The organism is Hyphomonas polymorpha PS728 (assembly GCF_000685315.1).
Lineage (GTDB): Bacteria > Pseudomonadota > Alphaproteobacteria > Caulobacterales > Hyphomonadaceae > Hyphomonas > Hyphomonas polymorpha.
The window spans coordinates 50,170-66,299 of record NZ_ARYM01000009.1; the positions used below are offsets into that span (position 1 = coordinate 50,170).

The following is a 16,130-nucleotide window of genomic DNA, read 5'->3' on the forward strand; positions in this document are numbered from 1 at the left end:
CTTAACCCATGCCTGGCGCAGTTTCGAGCGCAGCCACGGGACGGGCGCCGAGATTGTGATAGAGCCGCTCGGCCACCTTGCGCGGCAGCAGCACCCAGAGGCGGCCGGGCGCATTCATCGTGCCTGCGCGCTGGCCTGCGTCAAAGCCGGTGCCGAAATAGATGTCGCCGCGCACGGGGCCCTTGATGGCGCCGCCGGTATCCTGCGCGATCAGCAGGCCGGACCAGGCCCCGCCGAGGCCAGGCGCCGTCGTCTGCACAAACATCGGCAAGCCGAGCGCATGGAAGGATGGGTCCACCGCCATAGAACCGAGCGGGGTGAGCGGGACATTGTGCGCGCCGTTGGGGCCCAGCGCGGCGTCCCCTTCAGGCAATGACTGGAAGAAGACAAAACGCGGATTGATGTTCATGGCCTGGCGCACTTCATCCGGGGACGCACGGTCCATCCAGGCGCGGATGCCCTGCATCGACCCCTCCCCCCGCGTGATGCGGCCGGTTTCGATCAGCCAGTTGGCGACAGATTTGAAAGGCTGGCCATTATGCGCGGCATAAGCGGCGCGCATCGTATGGCCATCCGGAAAGACGAGGCGGCCTGAGCCCTGCACCTGCAGGAAGAACACATCCGAGGGATGGGCCCAGGCGATAACCGGCGCAGAGACGTTTGAAGTGATCTCCGCGCGCGGAGGATAAGGCCGGGTGGTGCCATTGGGCAGGCGCTGGAGCGGGCTGTCCCCATTGGCGACAAAATCAGACGGCAGAGCGAGCACAGGTTCGGTGAAACCGGGCTCGGGCGAGCGGCGGGCTTCATACATCGGCTCGAAATAGCCGGTGAAGCGCGGCTTGCCTTCCGGGTCGATGATCTCGACCGGGACGAAGAGGGATTCAAACACTCGCCGGGCGGCCGCGTCATCCAGCGGGGTGGAGAGCGAGGCGCATGCGGGGGCCCAGTCTTCTGCTGTTCCGGCCCAGGCGGCGTTGCGCGAAAGCGGCGCGTCCCAGGCGCGGCGCGAGAACCGGTCACAGGTGCGCCGGAACGCCTCGAGCGAGGCGGCCAGCGGAGCGCCCTGCCAGCCGGGCAGATCGCGGTAGCTTGCCGGGCTGGAGGCCGGCGGGGGCGTAAACAGGCCGGGTACCTGCTGGCCGGGCGGCGGTGCAGGTGGCGGCACGGAACGCGGGGTTGACTGACATCCAGCCAGAAACAGGGCGGCACAAAGAAGGGAGACAAGACGGATCATGGCCCGCCGGTTATGCCGCGAAACCTCTTAACATGTCATCTGAGAGATATGTCAGGCGGCAACATCCACATCGTCCAACAACCAGTTCGGGTCGCTGGAGGACACATTGCGCATGAAGGTCCAGATTTCCTTGGCAATACGCGTGGTCTCGCCATCGCCCAATTCTGCCTCATAGCGTACCATCACCCGGGCCATGCTGCCGTCGAGTTCAGCGCGCTCAATCTCGGCCTTCTTGATGCGCAGCAGTTCGAACGGGCGGGCGCCATTGGCATCCCGCTCTGCAATCGCCGCATCCCAGGCTTCATAAACATCATCATCCAGCAGCGGGCGCAGGGCATTGCGATCGCCTTTGGCATAGGCCGCGACAATCATCTGATAGGCGGCCTTGGCGCCGCGCATGAACTCTTCAGCGCGGAAAGACCGGTCGGCATTATAAATGTCTTCCAGGCCAGCGGCGGCCGGGCCGGTGAAGATCGGACGCTCATTGTCCACGCGGCGCTGCATGGGAACCGGCGCCTCTCCCTGCGGGGCGCGCTTTTCCGGCGTTGGCGCAGGACGCTGCATCGGGCCTTCATCCCCGCCCCTGCCGAGCGCGGAGTACAGGCGCCACAGAACGAACAGGGCGACAGCCGCAAGGATAAGGACTTCAATCAGCGGGTTGGACATTTTAGCGGCGAAATCCTTCAGTGCATTACAAGGTCTCAAGTACAGGCTCTCAGGCACACATAGTGCCAGTACCGTCCCGTTGCCAGCCCATGCGTTGCACCTGACGGGGCTGCATGCTAGGCGCGAGACCCTAACTTCAGAGGTGGATAATGACAGATACGAGCGCCCCCGGAAACCCCACCCCCGGTCAGCAGCCCGCCAATCCGCCGAGCCTTCGCGTGCTCGGCCAGTATGTGAAGGACCTCTCTTTCGAGAATCCAGGCCATGCACCGGTTCAAACCCAGCCGAATATCGATCTGGGGATCGATGTGGGCGCCACGCCGCATGCCGACGGCAACGGCCTGTTCGAGGTTTCCCTGAAACTTTCGGCCAAAGCGACGGCCGGCGACACCGTCCTGTTCATCTCCGAACTCGACTATGCGGGCCTGTTTCAACTGCAGAGCGTTCCGGAAAACCAGGTTGAGCCGATGCTGCTCATCGAATGCCCCCGCCTGCTGTTCCCGTTTGCCCGCCGGATCATCGCCGAGATCACCCGTGAGGGCGGCTTCCCGCCCCTGCTGATCGATCCGGTCGATTTTGTTGCGCTGTATCAGGCGCAATACCGGCGCGCCGCCGAGCGGCAGAATGGGAATGGCGGCGCGAACTGATCGCCCGTCAGGTATACGCCTTCCAGAGCGCGTCCGGCCCAAGCTTTTCCACAAGCGCGGCATGGGCGGCGCGCTCTGCCTCGGTGATCAGAGATCCCAGCGGCTCTGGCCGCTGTTGCGCGGCGGGGCGCTTGTAGTTGCTGCTGTCAAAGGCCGGTTCGAACGCAAAGGCGCGAGCCCGCCCGCCTAGCAGTTCCAGATAGACGCTCGCCAGAAGCTGGCTATCGAGCAGCGCGCCGTGAAAGGTGCGGCTTTCAAGGGAAATGTCAAAGCGCTTGCAGAGCGCGTCCAGGCTGGCCGGGGCGCCGGGATAGCGTTTGCGCGCAATCTGCACCGTATCGACCCAGCGCGCCTCCGGAATGATGTCCCGCCCGCAGCGCTGCAATTCCATATTCAGAAAGCCGCGGTCGAAGCTGGCATTGTGCGCCACGATGGTGGCGTCGCCCAGAAAGTCTAGGAAGGCCTCTATAATGTCTGGATGCTCGAACGGCGGCTTGTCGCGCAGGTGATCATCCGTGATGCCGGTGATGCGGATCGTGGCTTCCGACACCGGTTTGCCCGGATTGATCAGGCGGCGGAACGTCTTGCCCGTCGGGATGTGATTGATCATCTCGACCGCGCCGATCTCGATGATCCGGTCGCCCTCATTCGGATTGAGGCCGGTGGTTTCAGTATCGAACGCGATTTCGCGGATACGGTCAGTCATGGCGCCTCTCCCGATGCGATTCGCTGCATCAGGGCAATGATGGCGCGGACCTGGTCGCGTGCAAAGTCGAAACCATGGGCTGTCGACAGGATAAAGTCGGCGCGGGCGCGCTTGTCGGCGTCCGGCATCTGGCGCGCGAGAATGGCCTCGAACGCCTCTTCCGTCATACCCGGCCGGGCGAGCACGCGGGCCCGCTGCACATCGGCCGGCGCGGTGACCACCAGCGTGTAGGTGCAATGCCGGTTTCCGCCGGTTTCAAACAGCAGCGGAATATCCAGCACGGCGAAGGGCGACCCCTGCTCCTTGGCGCGGCGGCGGAAATCGAGCTGGGCTTCTCCGGCGAGGGGATGGACGATGCCTTCCAGCCGCTTCATCGCGGCGGCATCATCCAGCACGCGGGCGCGCAACTTCTGCCGGTCGATGGCGCCCTTTTCGGCGACGCCGGGAAAGGCTTCCTCAATCGGGGCCACCGCTGCGCCGCCTTCCGCATAGAGCGCATGAACGGCCGCGTCGGCATCATAGACCGGCACGCCGCCATCCCGGAAAAGGCTCGCCGTGGCAGACTTGCCCATGCCGATTGAACCGGTCAGCCCGAGGATGATCATGAAGTGGCCTCCACAAGTTTGCGGCAGCGGGCATGAGCTTCGGCCATGTCCGGCATGATGCCGAACCAGTGATCAAAGCTGATGGCTGCCTGGGCAACCAGCATGCCGAGCCCGTCCAGCGTGCGCCAGCCTTTGGTCTTGGCTTCGGCCAGCGCGGCGGCCGCGCCCTTGCCATAGCTGATGTCATAGAAAATGCCGCCGGCCGCTTCTGGCAGCTCCAGCTTTTCGCCCGAATGACCCAGGCTGAGTGTGTTGACGACGAGGGCGGCAGAGGGAAGCTGGCGCAAGCCTTCTTCCAGCGAGAGGACGCGCGCGCCAGGCGCCAGATCCCGCTTCAGGACTTCTGCCCGGTCGACGGTCCGGTTACAGAGGGTCAGCTTTGCGCCGCGCTCGGTCAGCACCGATGCCACGGCGCGCGCCGAGCCCCCTGCCCCGAGCAGAAATACCGTGCGGCCGGAGACATCTATATCACCATAGTCCAGCGTGAGGCCGAACCCGCCCGCGTCTGTATTATCCCCGATCCAGCCATTGTCTCGGCGGACAAGAAAATTCACCGCGCCGAGCCGCTGCGCCGTTTCGCTGACCGAGGCAGAGAGGCGGAGGGCTTCTTCCTTGTGCGGAAGGGTGACGTTGAGGCCAATCACACCTTGACGGGCGAGACCGTCCAGCCCGGCAGCAAGTTCACCGGCCTTCACCTCGAACGCGGAATAGACCGCATCGATCTGGTGGGCACGCAGCCATCCATTGTGAATGAAGGGCGAGAGTGAATGGGCGATGGGATCACCCACTACGCCGAGAAGATGTGTCATGTAGGGAGCACTTTCCGGATACGGAGGTAATCCAGGAGCGGCAGCAGCGGCAGGCCGAGAATGGAGAAATAATCTCCCTCGATCCGCGCAAACAGCTGCGCGCCCAGACCCTCGAGCTGGTAAGCCCCCACAGTCGAGAGAAGCGCGTCGCCACAGGTCGAGACATAATTCTCGATATATTCTTCCGTGAGCGGGCGCATGGTCAGTTTCGGCCGGGCAAGGTGGCGCCATACCGGCGCGCCATCTTCACAGACCACAATAGCGGTTTCCAGCGTATGGGATTTCCCCGAAAGCTGGCGCAGGTGATTTTTTGCCGCTTCCAGATCAGCCGGTTTATCAAAGGCCTGGTCGCCAAGGGCAAGCATCTGATCGCCGCCAATCACCAGGCCAGAGCGTTTGGAAGACACGCGCATCGCCTTGAGTTCGGCCAGCTGCATGGCCTGTTCGCGCACGGGCAGCTTGTTGGCGCGCATGGTGTTGCGGAAGGCTTCCTCATCCACATTCGGCGCGGCGCTCTCTGCCTCGACGCCAGCAGCAGCAAGCAGCGCGCGCCGGCTCTTGCTGGTGGAAGCAAGCGTGACGGCCAGGCTCATGAATGTCCCCAGCGTTCATGCAGCATGTTGAGAATGCCCGCGGCGGTCTCTTCCACGGAGCGGCGGGAGACATCGATCGTTTTCCAGCCATTGCGCTGAAACAGGCGATTGGCCTGGGTGATCTCGTCGCGCACGGCTTCTTCATCGGCGTATTCGGTGATCTCATCCTGGTTCAACGAGATGAGGCGCTGGCGGCGGATCTGCACGAGGCGTTCGGCGGAGATCTTGAGGCCCACTACCAGCGGGCCCTTGTCGCCGAGCTTTTCCATGAACTCCGGCAGCGGCACGCCGGGCACCAGCGGGATGTTCCCTGCCCTCACTTTCCGGTTAGCCAGATACACGCAGGTTGGCGTCTTCGAGGTACGGCTGACCCCCAGGAGGATAACGTCGGCGCCGATCAGGCTTTCCACATTCTGCCCATCATCATGGGCCAGAGTGAAGTTGATGGCTTCCATCCGCTCGAAATAGTCTTCGTCCAGCGCGTGCTGGCCGGCGACCCGGTTATTCGGCGCCACGCCCAGATGGCGGCTCAGCATGGCGATGGACGGGTCCAGCACCGGCAGGGTCGGAATGCTCCGCTCACGGCAGAAGGCTTCCAACCGGCCGCGCAGGGCGCCATCTGAGATAGTATACCACACCACGCCGGGAGCCGCCTCGATCTCCTTCATCACTCTTTCAAGCTGACGTTCGGAGCGAACCAGATAATAGTTGTGTTCCAGCGGCTGCACATTCTCGAACTGGGCGCAGGCCGCGCGCTGGATGGCGTTGAGCGTCTCGCCCGTACTGTCGGACACGAGATGCACATTGAAATAGATGCTGGGGCGTTGAGGCTGGGTCACGAAAGTCTCTTGCCGGTCTGGCGGCGATTTCACAAGGGGTGTGACTCCCATGTGGAATTTCAAATCACACACACGGATTCACAGGCGACTCACAATTGCAGGATTCTCACCTCTGGAGAGTCACGCTGCGTTCTCCTCTGTGATTCCAACACGGACGTTTACACCCTGTTAACCATTGACTCATTTCGGATTTGAAACGCCAAAGCGTCGCGGACCATTCTGTGACTCGCCTGTGGATTTGCCGGGATAAAGCGTTAACAGACGGGTTATCCCTGAATCCCTCGGGGTTATAATCATAAGCGCCCTGACGGGCATTTAGATGAGATCGGGAAGGGGACTGCGTGGCAACGTCCGTTAAGAAATTGCTGGCTGTGCTGTCAGGCGAGACTGTGAAAGTTCCTCCGGTATGGATGATGCGTCAGGCTGGGCGCCACCTGCCCGAATATCTGGAGACGAGAGCGAGGGCGAAAGACTTCCTCGACTTCTGCTACACGCCTTCTCTTGCCACCGAAGCCACCCTTCAACCCATCCGCCGGTATGGCATGGACGGGGCAATCCTCTTCGCAGACATCCTGCTCATCCTGGATGCGATGGGTCTGAAAGTGGCTTTCGAGAAGGGAGAAGGCCCCCTGGTCGAACAGATATCCGGCCCGTCTGATCTGGGAATGGTGACGCCCCAGAAGGCGGCTGACCGGCTTGCGCCTGTTTATGAAACCGTTTCCCGCGTGAAGGCGTCCCTGCCCCCCTCCACCACGCTGATCGGATTTGCCGGTTCTCCCTGGACGGTCAGCCTCTATGCCGTTGAGGGCCGGGGGAAGACCGACAAGTCCACCGCCTGGCGCTGGGCCCACGGCCGGCCGGAGGACCTGGCCGCAGTGATGGATCAGGTCACCGAAGCGACCGCATATTATCTCTCCCGCCAAGTTGAGGCGGGGGCCGACGCGCTGATGCTGTTCGACAGCTGGGCCGAGGGCCTGCCCGACAACATCTTCCGCGAAGTGGTCATCCAACCGACCAGGAAGCTGGTCGCCCGGCTTCGGGAGATCGGCATTACGGTGCCAGTGATCGGCTTTCCGCGCGGCGCGGGCGTCATGCTACCCGAATATGTGCGCGAAACCGGAGTGACGGCCGTTGGCCTGGACACGGCGGCCTCCCCAGCTTTCATCAATGCCGAGCTGCCGGCAGGCTTTCCGGTTCAGGGCCATCTCGATCCCCTGCTGCTGATCGAAGGGGGTGGGCGACTTGACGCACGGGTCCGGCAATTGCTGGACGCCTACCGGGGCCGGCCCCATATCTTCAATCTCGGTCATGGCATCCGCCCCGAGACCCCGATTGCGCATGTCGAACGCGTGTTGGAACTGATCAGAACCGAATAGAAAGTGAGGGCCGAGATGGGCCGCCGGATCGCTGTTGTGCTGTTCAACCTGGGTGGCCCGGATACTGGCGACGATGTTCAGCCCTTCCTGAAAAATCTATTCCGCGATCCGGCCATCATCCGGGCACCTCTTCCGATCAGATGGCTGGTTGCCAGGATAATTTCTTCCCGGCGCGCCCCTATGGTGAAGCAAAACTATGCCCTGATGGATGCCGGCGGCGGTTCTCCCCTGCTCGGCGAGACGAAGAAACAGTCCGCTGCGCTTGAGGCAGAACTGGCAATGCGGCTTCCGGGGGATGAGGTTCGCTGCTTCATCGCCATGCGCTATTGGCATCCCTTCACAGAGGAAGCCGCAGCCGAAGTTCAGAAATGGGGCGCTGATGAGGTCGTCCTCCTGCCTCTTTATCCTCAATTCTCCACGACCACGACGGGATCTTCCCTCACCGCCTGGAACAAGGCGTATAAGGGCCAGAGCCGCACGGTCTGCTGCTATCCTTTCGAGGAAAATTTCGTTTCCGCGCATGTCGACCGGATCATGGAAGCCTGGGAACGGGCTGGCCGGCCGGACCAGGTAAACCTTCTCCTTTCGGCCCATGGGCTGCCGGAAAGTGTGATCAAAGCGGGCGACCCGTATCAGTGGCAGTGCGAGGCGCTGGCTGAAATGGTGGCCGGGCGCGTGCCTGCCCATTGGGAGGTCAGCGTCTGCTACCAGTCCCGTGTTGGCCCGATGAAATGGATTGGACCGGCCACCGAAGAAGAGATCGCCCGGATTTCCGATCAGGGCGGAAATATCCTGATCGCGCCTATCGCCTTTGTGTCTGAGCATATCGAAACGCTGGTAGAGCTTGGCGAGGAATACCGCCTGGTGGCCGAGAAACACGGCGCAGCAAGTTATACCCGGGTCGAGGCGCTGGGCACCCATCCCGGCTTTATCGCCACCATGGCGGGCGAAGTGACCCAGGCGCTCTCAATGAAGGCAGCTATCCGCTCCTGCGCCGGTGACCGCCTCTGCCCTTCCGGCTGGAGCGGGTGTCCCCATGCGGAAAGGAAACAGAAAGCCGGCGTGCGTATCACGGAAAACGCTGTTTAACGGGGAGCGCAGATATGGACCTCTATAACTGGCTGAAGGCCGGGCACGTGGTGTTCGTCATCGCGCTGATGGCGGGCCTGCTGGTCTATCCGCGCTACAAGATCCACCAGCTCTCCAGCCAGCCCGGGGAAGCCCTCTTCGAAACGATGAAGAAATCCTCCGGCCAGCTCCGGATGATCATCCTCAATCCCAGCCTCGTCCTCGTATGGCTTTTCGGCCTCGCGATGGTCTATGTCGACTGGCAACGCGGCGGGCAGCTTTATCTCGAGGGATGGTTTCACGCGAAACTTCTGCTCGTGCTGATCATTTCCGGCCTGCATGGCTACTTCATCGGCCTAGGCAAGAAAGTTGATCGGGTGACCGGCACCGTTCAGGCCAAGACCCTGCGGATGATGAACGAGGTGCCTTTCCTGCTGATGATCGGCGTTGTGATCCTGGTGATCGTTAAGCCTTTCTGACCGGGCCACGGCCACAATCGCTTGACGGGCGGCGGGTTTGTGACGGATAAGGCACGGGCTGGCCCGCCAAGTCCTTTGGCGCCGCGATGTATATTCGCCCGGCCCCTCCCCTTTTGACTTTTCCAGTCCGGATACTGCCCGAATGGCTTCCACGATGCTCGACAACCTTACCAGTGTGACTCTGCGCGAACTCAAGGCGAAGTCGCCTGAAGAACTCCTCGCTTATGCCGAGGAGCTCGAGATCGAGAACGCTTCCTCGATGCGGACGCAGGACATGCTGTTCGCCATCCTCAAGGAACTGGCAGACAGCGAAGTCGAGATCACCGGTCAGGGCGTGCTGGAAGTGCTCACCGACGGGTTCGGTTTCCTCCGCTCACCGGAATCAAACTACCTGCCCGGCCCGGACGACATTTATGTCAGCCCGGAAGTGCTGAAGAAGGCCAACATCCGCACCGGCGACACCGTCGAAGGTCCGATCGTCGCCCCGCAAGACAGCGAGCGTTACTTCGCGCTGACCGATGTGAGCCGCATCAATTTCGAGGAGCCGGAAAAGGCTAACAAGAAGGTCCACTTCGACAACCTCACCCCGCTCTATCCGGAAAAGCGCCTCAAGATGGAGAGCCGCGATCCGACCAAGAAAGACCGCTCGGGCCGCGTCATCGATATCGTCGCGCCCATCGGCAAAGGCCAGCGCGCCCTGATCGTCGCCCCGCCGCGCACGGGTAAGACCGTTCTGATGCAGAACATCGCGGCCGCCATCGAAGAGAACCATCCCGAATGCTATCTCATTGTTCTGCTGATCGATGAGCGCCCGGAAGAGGTGACCGACATGCGCCGCACCGTGAAGGGAGAAGTTGTTGCCTCCACCTTCGACGAGCCGGCGACCCGCCACGTCCAGGTGGCCGAGATGGTCATCGAGAAAGCCAAACGCCTTGTCGAACACAAGCGCGATGTCGTCATCCTGCTCGACTCGATCACACGCCTTGGCCGGGCGTACAACACTACCGTTCCTTCCTCCGGTAAGGTGCTCACCGGCGGTGTGGACGCCAACGCCCTTCAACGCCCGAAGCGTTTCTTCGGCGCGGCGCGGAATGTCGAGAATGGCGGTTCGCTGACGATTGTCGCCACCGCCCTGATCGATACCGGCAGCCGTATGGACGAGGTTATCTTCGAAGAGTTCAAGGGCACCGGTAACTCCGAAGTCGTCCTCGACCGGAAGATTGCAGACAAGCGCACCTTCCCGGCCATCGACATCATGAAGTCGGGCACGCGGAAAGAAGAACTCATCACGCCGCAGGACCAGCTTTCGAAGATCTACATCCTGCGCCGCATCCTTGGCCCAATGGGCACGACCGATGCGGTCGAGTTCCTGCTCGACAAGCTGAAGCAGACGAAGACCAACGAAGAATTCTTCGAAGCGATGAAGAACTAGGGAGCCTGGCGCGATGGGCGCGCAAGATACAATCTGCGCGCTCGCCTCAGGCCCTCCGCCGTCGGCCATTGCCATCATCCGAATTTCCGGCCCCGCAGTTGCCGAGGTTGGAAAGCGGTTTCTCGCGTCCGGTCTGCCGGAGCCGAAGCGCGCATCGCTCACATATATATATGACGCATCCGGCGAGTTGATCGACCAGGGGATCGCGCTCCACGCCAGGGCGCCGCACTCCTATACCGGTGAAGACACACTTGAGCTCTACCTGCATGGCGGGCCGGCAGTCATCGATCATGCCCTCCGTGCGCTGACGTCCGTGTCCGGAATACGCCTGGCTGAACCCGGAGAGTTTACGCGCCGCGCCTTCGAAAATGGTAAACTGGATCTTACCGAGGCCGAAGGCGTCGCTGACATTATCGAGGCCGAAACCACCGCGCAGAAATCCCAGGCCCTTCGCCAGCTCGGCGGCGGCCTCACCGAAATATATGATACCTGGCGCGAGGAACTGACCGGCGCCCTCGCCCTCATCGAAGTGATGATCGACTTTCCCGATGAGGGAGACGTGCCGGAAGACACCGTCCGGCCAATCCTCGAACGGCTCGCCAAGGTGATCGCGGAAATAGAGACGGGGCTCGGGGACCGGGGCGTCGGTGAACGCATCCGGGACGGGTTCCGGATTGCAATCGTCGGCCCGCCTAATGCCGGCAAGTCCTCCATCCTCAACCGCCTGGCCCGGCGGGAAGCCGCCATCGTCACCGACATCGCCGGCACGACGCGCGACATTGTCGAGGTGAGGATCATCCTCGGCGGACAGGTCGTCTGGATTGCGGACACGGCGGGCCTGCGCGAGACCGAAGACGTGGTCGAGGCGGAAGGCGTGCGCCGCGCGCGCCGGGCAGCGGCCGAAGCGGACCTCCGCATTCATGTGATAGATGGCGCGGCCCCCTCCCCTCCCCCCGGCCCCATCGAGGCGCAAGATATTGTCATCTTCAACAAGGCCGATGCCCGGCCAGCTATTCTCCCGCCGGATGGCGCGCTGCCTGTTTCGGCGGTCACCGGCGAAGGCATTGATACGCTCGAATCCTGGATTGCCGGATTTGTCTCCCAGCGGGCCGCCTCGGTCGAGGCGCCCGTCATCACCCGCGCGCGCCACCGCGAAAAGCTTGCCGCCGGTCTTGCCAGCCTGGTCTCCGCCCGGGAAGCCCTCGCCCAGGATATTGGCGCCGAGCTTGCCGCCGAAGATGTCCGCATGGCGCTGCGCCAGCTTTCTTCCGTCATCGGCAAGGTCGATGTGGAAGACGTTCTCGGGGCCGTGTTCTCCAAGTTCTGCATCGGAAAATGACCCCTAGGGTTTGAGGGCGCCCGGCGTTATATAGCCGCCTCAAGCAGCGCTTAAGGGTTGGTTAATGCCGGACTTCCCGGATTTCGACGTGATTGTGATTGGCGGCGGCCATGCCGGCTGCGAAGCGGCGGCGGCCTCTGCCCGCTTTGGCGCGCGCACGGCGCTCATCACCCACAAGCTCTCCACCATTGGCGAGATGAGCTGCAACCCGGCGATCGGTGGTCTCGGCAAGGGTCACCTCGTTCGAGAGATCGATGCGCTCGACGGCGTCATGGGACGTATGGCTGACAAGGCCGGCATCCAGTTCCGGATGCTCAACCGGTCCAAAGGCCCCGCCGTCTGGGGCCCCCGCTCGCAGATCGACCGGAAGCTTTACCGCGAGGCGATGCAGGCCGAGCTCGCTGACTATCCCAACCTCACCCTCATCGAAGACGGCGCTGAAGATCTGATCGTCGAGGACGGCAAGGTCTGCGGCGTGATTGGCCTCACCGGCAAACGCTATCCGGCGGCCAGGGTCGTCATCACCACTGGTACCTTCCTCAAGGGCGTCATTCATATCGGTGCCAAACGCATTCCCGCGGGCCGGATTGGCGAAGCGCCTGCCCTTGGCTTGTCCGACCGGCTCTATGCCATTGGCCTTCCGATGGGCCGCCTCAAGACCGGAACCCCGGCACGCCTTGACGGCCGCACCATTCATTGGGACCGGCTCGAAATGCAGCCGGCCGATGAGCAGCCGATCCCGTTCTCCTTCCTCAATTCGGAAATCACCGTCCCGCAGGTTCAATGCGGCATCACCTGGACGACACCGGAAACCCATTCGATCATCGAAGCGCATATGGAAGAGTCGGCGGTCTATTCCGGCGCCATTTCCGGACGTGGTCCGCGCTATTGCCCCTCGATCGAAGACAAGGTGAACCGGTTCGGCGACCGCGACCGGCATCAGGTGTTTCTCGAGCCCGAAGGCCTCGATGATCACACCGTCTATCCGAACGGCATCTCCACCTCGCTTCCCGAAGAGGTCCAGGAGAAGTTCATCCGTACGATTCCGGGTCTCGAGGATGTTGCCATCCTCCAGCACGCCTATGCCATCGAATATGATTATGTCGATCCACGCGCGCTCAGCCCCGCGCTGGAAGTCAAACAGATGCCCGGCCTTTATCTCGCCGGACAGATCAATGGGACGACGGGATATGAAGAAGCCGGCGCCCAGGGCCTAATGGCCGGCCTCAACGCCGCGCGCGCCGCTGTCGGGAAAGACCCCATCATCTTCGACCGCGCGGAAGCCTATATCGGCGTTCTGATCGACGACCTGGTGACCCGCGGTGTGACCGAGCCCTATCGGATGTTCACCTCGCGGGCCGAATACCGCCTGGCGCTCCGGGCGGATAATGCCGATCAGCGTCTCACCGGAAAAGGCATCGAAGCGGGTGTCGTGGGCGAGAAACGCGCCGCAATGTTTCACGTGAAACATCGGGCGCTGGAATCGGCCCGGAATCTTCTGAAAAGTCTCAATCTCAGTCCGGCGGCTGCCGCTCGAAATGGGTGGACGGTCAATCAGGATGGCCGCGTCCGCTCTGCCTGGGAATATCTCTCCTATAAGGACATCAGCTTCTCGCATCTGATTGCCGTCTGGCCCGAGCTTTCCGAAGTGCCCGCCGAAATTGTTGCGCAGATCGAGATTGAAGCGCTTTATTCTGCCTATCTCGATCGCCAGGCCGAAGACGTGGCCGCGCTCCGCCGGGATGAGGCGCTGAGCCTTCCGGGTGATCTCGACTATGATCAGATTGGCGGCCTCTCGAACGAAGTGCGCCAGAAACTGAAAGCGGTCCGCCCGGGCACACTTGGTCAGGCCGCCAGGATCGAAGGCGTCACACCGGGGGCGCTGACGGCGCTACTCGGACACGTCCGCCGCATCCGCAAAGCGGGGTGAAAATGAGCGCGCAGGATGACCGCGCGGCCTTTCTGGCCGCCAACGATGTTTCACGTGAAACATTGAATCGGCTCGACCGGATCATTTCGGAACTCGATGTCTGGCGGCAGAAGTCAAATCTGATCGGTCCGAAGGAGTGGCCTCAGATCTGGACGCGCCATGTCGGCGACTCCTGGCAGCTTCTGGATCACATTCCGGAAACGGCCCGCATTGTGGATCTCGGATCGGGCGCTGGCTTTCCCGGGCTCGTCATCGCGGCAGCGCGCCCGAAAGCTCATGTCACAATGATGGAATCGGTCGGCAAGAAATGCGCCTTCCTCCGCGCGGCCATCGAGGCGGCGGGTCTGAACGCGTCTGTCTATCAGAGCCGGATCGAGGCAGCGCCGCCGAGCAAGGCGGAGATCGTCACCGCGCGGGCCTTTGCGCCAATGCCACAACTTCTGGAATACGCGTCTCCCTGGCTCCGAAAAGGCGCAACGGGGGTTTTCCCGAAGGGCGAACGCTGGAAAGAAGAATTGACTGAAGCCCGCCAAAGGTGGAATTTCGCTTATGAAGCGATTCCAAGTCGCAGTGGTGGGTCAGGCGTCATTTTGATTGTCAGGGAGGTCTTACGTCGTCATGACTAGGCCGAGAATCTTCGCTGTGGTGAATCAGAAAGGGGGTGTCGGCAAGACGACGACCTCCATCAATCTCGGGACCGCGCTCGCCGCCGTCGGCCGCCGCGTCCTGATCGTCGATTTCGATGCTCAGGGTAATGCGTCCACCGGCCTTGGCATTTCACGTGCCGAGCGCCTGATGACCTCCTATGATCTGGTGGTCGACCGTGTGCCGCTCGAGGAGGCTGTCCTCTCAACCATCGTTCCGCGCCTCGACATCGTTCCGGGCGACGAGAACCTTTCCGGGGTCGAAACCGAGCTCGCTGGGGATGCCCACCGGTCATACCGGCTGAAGGAGTCGCTGCACTCCTATATCGACCGGGTCGAACAGGGCGGACTGGTTAAGTATGACTATGTGCTGATCGATTGCCCGCCTTCGCTTTCGGCGCTCACGGTCAATGCCATGACGGCTTCGGACGCGCTGCTGGTGCCGCTCCAGTGCGAGTTCCTCGCGCTGGAAGGTCTGACCCAGCTTCTGCGCACCGTCGAGGTTGTCCGCTCCGGCCTCAATCCGACGCTCGAAATCCAGGGCGTGGTGCTCACCATGTATGACCGCCGCAACAGCCTGTCGGACCAGGTGGCCAATGAGGTTCGCGCTTTCTTCGGCTCGAAGGTCTACAACACCGTCATTCCGCGTAACGTCCGCCTGTCGGAGGCGCCATCCTTCGGCAAGCCTGCGCTGCTCTATGATTATCGTTGCCCCGGCAGCGAGGCCTATATCCGTCTCGCTTCTGAAGTGCTGCAGCGTGAAAAGGCGAGGGCGGCATGAGCGACCCGGCAGAAGACAATCGCGGTCGACCCAGCCGGCTTGGCCGGGGTCTCTCGGCCCTGATCGGCGAAGTGGAGGCGATGAATGTCCGGCCCACCGCCCAACCCTCTGCGCCTGCTGCTTCGGGCGAAACAGCCTCGTCAGCAACCGGCGCTCCAGCCGGCAGCCAGGGCGGCGCAACCGAAATTGCCATCGACCATATCCGGCGCAATCCGGCTCAGCCGCGCCGGACGTTCACCGAGGAGAACCTCCGGGAACTCGCCGACTCGCTGAAAGCCAAAGGTGTGCTTCAGGCGATCTTGGTCCGCCCGGATCCGAAGGAAGAGGGCAAGTATCAGATCATCGCCGGCGAACGCCGCTGGCGCGCGGCGCGGATGGCGGGGCTTACTTCCATTCCCGCGGTCGTCCGCAATGTCGATGAACTCGAACTGCTCGAGATCGGCATCATCGAAAACGTCCAGCGGTCCGACCTCAATCCGATTGAAGAGGCCGAAGCCTATGAGGCGCTGATGAAGCGCTTTGGCCGGACACAGGAGAGCCTTGCCTCCAGCGTCGGCAAAAGCCGCGCCCATATCACCAACACGCTTCGGCTGCTTCAGCTTCCCGATGGCGCGCGCACCCATGTCCGTGAAGGCCGCATCAGTGCCGGCCATGCTCGCGCCGCGCTCGGTTCGCCGGATCCTGAAGCGCTGATCGAGATCGCGGTGGAGAAGGGCCTTAGCGTTCGTGAGGTTGAGGCGCGCGCGAGAGAAGCCCGCAGCAACGCCCCGATCGAAACCAAGTCGATGGACAGCCTCACCCCGCAGGTGAAGGACATAAACACCGAAGCCCTCGAAGCGGACATCAGCCGCACGCTGGGCCTGGATGTCGATATTCGCCATGGCAAGAATGGCGGCGAGATCCGCATCAAGTATCGCGATCTGGAACAGCTCGATGAAGTGTGCCGCCGGCTGACGGCCAAGCGCCGCGCGCCGGAGTAATC

The 16,130-nt window shown here is 62.3% G+C and carries 17 protein-coding genes; 10 read left to right on the forward strand and 7 right to left on the reverse strand.

Going from position 1 to position 16,130, the window contains the following annotated elements:
• Window position 1: 1 nt before the first annotated feature.
• Window positions 2-1,165: a murein transglycosylase A gene (gene mltA, locus HPO_RS08945; RefSeq protein ID WP_241767888.1), complete on the reverse strand. Its 1,164-nt coding sequence runs from the start codon at window positions 1,163-1,165 to the stop codon at window positions 2-4.
• Between the two features lie 120 nt (window positions 1,166-1,285).
• Window positions 1,286-1,900, reverse strand: coding sequence for a Tim44/TimA family putative adaptor protein (locus HPO_RS08950; RefSeq protein ID WP_035597326.1), 615 nt, complete (start codon window positions 1,898-1,900; stop codon window positions 1,286-1,288).
• A 149-nt stretch (window positions 1,901-2,049) separates the two neighbouring features.
• Here HPO_RS08950 and secB point away from each other — a divergent pair, with 149 nt between their 5' ends.
• On the forward strand, window positions 2,050-2,547 hold the full coding sequence (gene secB, locus HPO_RS08955) for a protein-export chaperone SecB (RefSeq protein WP_035597329.1): 498 nt from the start codon (window positions 2,050-2,052) through the stop codon (window positions 2,545-2,547).
• 7 nt (window positions 2,548-2,554) lie between these two features.
• Here secB and dnaQ read toward each other — a convergent pair whose 3' ends face one another.
• The 5 genes from dnaQ to HPO_RS08980 are packed head-to-tail and all read right to left on the reverse strand — an operon-like array spanning window position 2,555 to window position 6,099.
• Window positions 2,555-3,253: a DNA polymerase III subunit epsilon gene (dnaQ, locus tag HPO_RS08960; protein WP_051612474.1), complete on the reverse strand. Its 699-nt coding sequence runs from the start codon at window positions 3,251-3,253 to the stop codon at window positions 2,555-2,557.
• Complete coding sequence (gene coaE / locus HPO_RS08965; RefSeq protein ID WP_035597332.1) at window positions 3,250-3,858, reverse strand: dephospho-CoA kinase; 609 nt, start codon at window positions 3,856-3,858, stop codon at window positions 3,250-3,252. The genes dnaQ and coaE overlap by 4 nt, the downstream gene beginning before the upstream one ends.
• Window positions 3,855-4,667 carry a shikimate dehydrogenase gene (gene aroE / locus HPO_RS08970; RefSeq protein ID WP_035597335.1) on the reverse strand — a complete coding sequence of 271 codons (813 nt, stop codon included), beginning with the start codon at window positions 4,665-4,667 and terminating at the stop codon, window positions 3,855-3,857. Before aroE ends, coaE begins: the two co-directional genes overlap by 4 nt.
• On the reverse strand, window positions 4,664-5,260 hold the full coding sequence (locus tag HPO_RS08975; protein ID WP_035597339.1) for a Maf family protein: 597 nt from the start codon (window positions 5,258-5,260) through the stop codon (window positions 4,664-4,666). Before HPO_RS08975 ends, aroE begins: the two co-directional genes overlap by 4 nt.
• Window positions 5,257-6,099, reverse strand: a complete 843-nt coding sequence (locus tag HPO_RS08980) for a pyruvate, water dikinase regulatory protein (protein ID WP_035597597.1) — start codon at window positions 6,097-6,099, stop codon at window positions 5,257-5,259. The genes HPO_RS08975 and HPO_RS08980 overlap by 4 nt, the downstream gene beginning before the upstream one ends.
• A 341-nt stretch (window positions 6,100-6,440) precedes the next feature.
• Here HPO_RS08980 and hemE point away from each other — a divergent pair, with 341 nt between their 5' ends.
• The 9 genes from hemE to HPO_RS09025 all read left to right on the forward strand — a co-directional run bounded on the left by hemE (window position 6,441) and on the right by HPO_RS09025 (window position 16,128).
• A complete protein-coding gene (gene hemE, locus HPO_RS08985; protein WP_035597342.1) occupies window positions 6,441-7,475 on the forward strand; it encodes a uroporphyrinogen decarboxylase in 1,035 nt (344 codons plus the stop codon).
• A 15-nt stretch (window positions 7,476-7,490) separates the two neighbouring features.
• Entirely contained in the window at window positions 7,491-8,564 is a 1,074-nt protein-coding gene (gene hemH, locus HPO_RS08990) for a ferrochelatase (protein ID WP_035597345.1), read from the forward strand.
• Window positions 8,565-8,578: 14 nt separating this feature from the next.
• Window positions 8,579-9,022, forward strand: coding sequence for a CopD family protein (locus HPO_RS08995; protein WP_035597348.1), 444 nt, complete (start codon window positions 8,579-8,581; stop codon window positions 9,020-9,022).
• A 142-nt stretch (window positions 9,023-9,164) separates the two neighbouring features.
• Window positions 9,165-10,454: a transcription termination factor Rho gene (rho, locus tag HPO_RS09000; protein ID WP_035597351.1), complete on the forward strand. Its 1,290-nt coding sequence runs from the start codon at window positions 9,165-9,167 to the stop codon at window positions 10,452-10,454.
• Between the two features lie 13 nt (window positions 10,455-10,467).
• The gene (mnmE, locus tag HPO_RS09005; protein ID WP_035597354.1) at window positions 10,468-11,793 is read left to right on the forward strand and encodes a tRNA uridine-5-carboxymethylaminomethyl(34) synthesis GTPase MnmE; all 1,326 of its coding nucleotides are present in this window, start codon (window positions 10,468-10,470) and stop codon (window positions 11,791-11,793) included.
• A 64-nt stretch (window positions 11,794-11,857) separates the two neighbouring features.
• Window positions 11,858-13,723, forward strand: a complete 1,866-nt coding sequence (mnmG, locus tag HPO_RS09010) for a tRNA uridine-5-carboxymethylaminomethyl(34) synthesis enzyme MnmG (protein WP_035597356.1) — start codon at window positions 11,858-11,860, stop codon at window positions 13,721-13,723.
• Window positions 13,724-13,725: 2 nt separating this feature from the next.
• Window positions 13,726-14,349: a 16S rRNA (guanine(527)-N(7))-methyltransferase RsmG gene (gene rsmG / locus HPO_RS09015; RefSeq protein ID WP_035597359.1), complete on the forward strand. Its 624-nt coding sequence runs from the start codon at window positions 13,726-13,728 to the stop codon at window positions 14,347-14,349.
• Window positions 14,342-15,148, forward strand: a complete 807-nt coding sequence (locus HPO_RS09020) for a ParA family protein (RefSeq protein ID WP_035597362.1) — start codon at window positions 14,342-14,344, stop codon at window positions 15,146-15,148. The genes rsmG and HPO_RS09020 overlap by 8 nt, the downstream gene beginning before the upstream one ends.
• Window positions 15,145-16,128, forward strand: coding sequence for a ParB/RepB/Spo0J family partition protein (locus tag HPO_RS09025; RefSeq protein ID WP_035597365.1), 984 nt, complete (start codon window positions 15,145-15,147; stop codon window positions 16,126-16,128). The genes HPO_RS09020 and HPO_RS09025 overlap by 4 nt, the downstream gene beginning before the upstream one ends.
• Window positions 16,129-16,130: the final 2 nt, after the last annotated feature.

Coding starts and splice junctions, on each gene's coding strand:
- HPO_RS08950 (WP_035597326.1), bottom strand. CDS start 1,900: ATGTCCAACCCGCTGATTGAAGTCCTTATCCTTGCGGCTGTCGCCCTG.
- secB (WP_035597329.1), top strand. CDS start 2,050: ATGACAGATACGAGCGCCCCCGGAAACCCCACCCCCGGTCAGCAGCCC.
- dnaQ (WP_051612474.1), bottom strand. CDS start 3,253: ATGACTGACCGTATCCGCGAAATCGCGTTCGATACTGAAACCACCGGC.
- coaE (WP_035597332.1), bottom strand. CDS start 3,858: ATGATCATCCTCGGGCTGACCGGTTCAATCGGCATGGGCAAGTCTGCC.
- aroE (WP_035597335.1), bottom strand. CDS start 4,667: ATGACACATCTTCTCGGCGTAGTGGGTGATCCCATCGCCCATTCACTC.
- HPO_RS08975 (WP_035597339.1), bottom strand. CDS start 5,260: ATGAGCCTGGCCGTCACGCTTGCTTCCACCAGCAAGAGCCGGCGCGCG.
- hemH (WP_035597345.1), top strand. CDS start 7,491: ATGGGCCGCCGGATCGCTGTTGTGCTGTTCAACCTGGGTGGCCCGGAT.
- HPO_RS08995 (WP_035597348.1), top strand. CDS start 8,579: ATGGACCTCTATAACTGGCTGAAGGCCGGGCACGTGGTGTTCGTCATC.
- rho (WP_035597351.1), top strand. CDS start 9,165: ATGGCTTCCACGATGCTCGACAACCTTACCAGTGTGACTCTGCGCGAA.
- mnmE (WP_035597354.1), top strand. CDS start 10,468: ATGGGCGCGCAAGATACAATCTGCGCGCTCGCCTCAGGCCCTCCGCCG.
- mnmG (WP_035597356.1), top strand. CDS start 11,858: ATGCCGGACTTCCCGGATTTCGACGTGATTGTGATTGGCGGCGGCCAT.
- rsmG (WP_035597359.1), top strand. CDS start 13,726: ATGAGCGCGCAGGATGACCGCGCGGCCTTTCTGGCCGCCAACGATGTT.
- HPO_RS09020 (WP_035597362.1), top strand. CDS start 14,342: ATGACTAGGCCGAGAATCTTCGCTGTGGTGAATCAGAAAGGGGGTGTC.
- HPO_RS09025 (WP_035597365.1), top strand. CDS start 15,145: ATGAGCGACCCGGCAGAAGACAATCGCGGTCGACCCAGCCGGCTTGGC.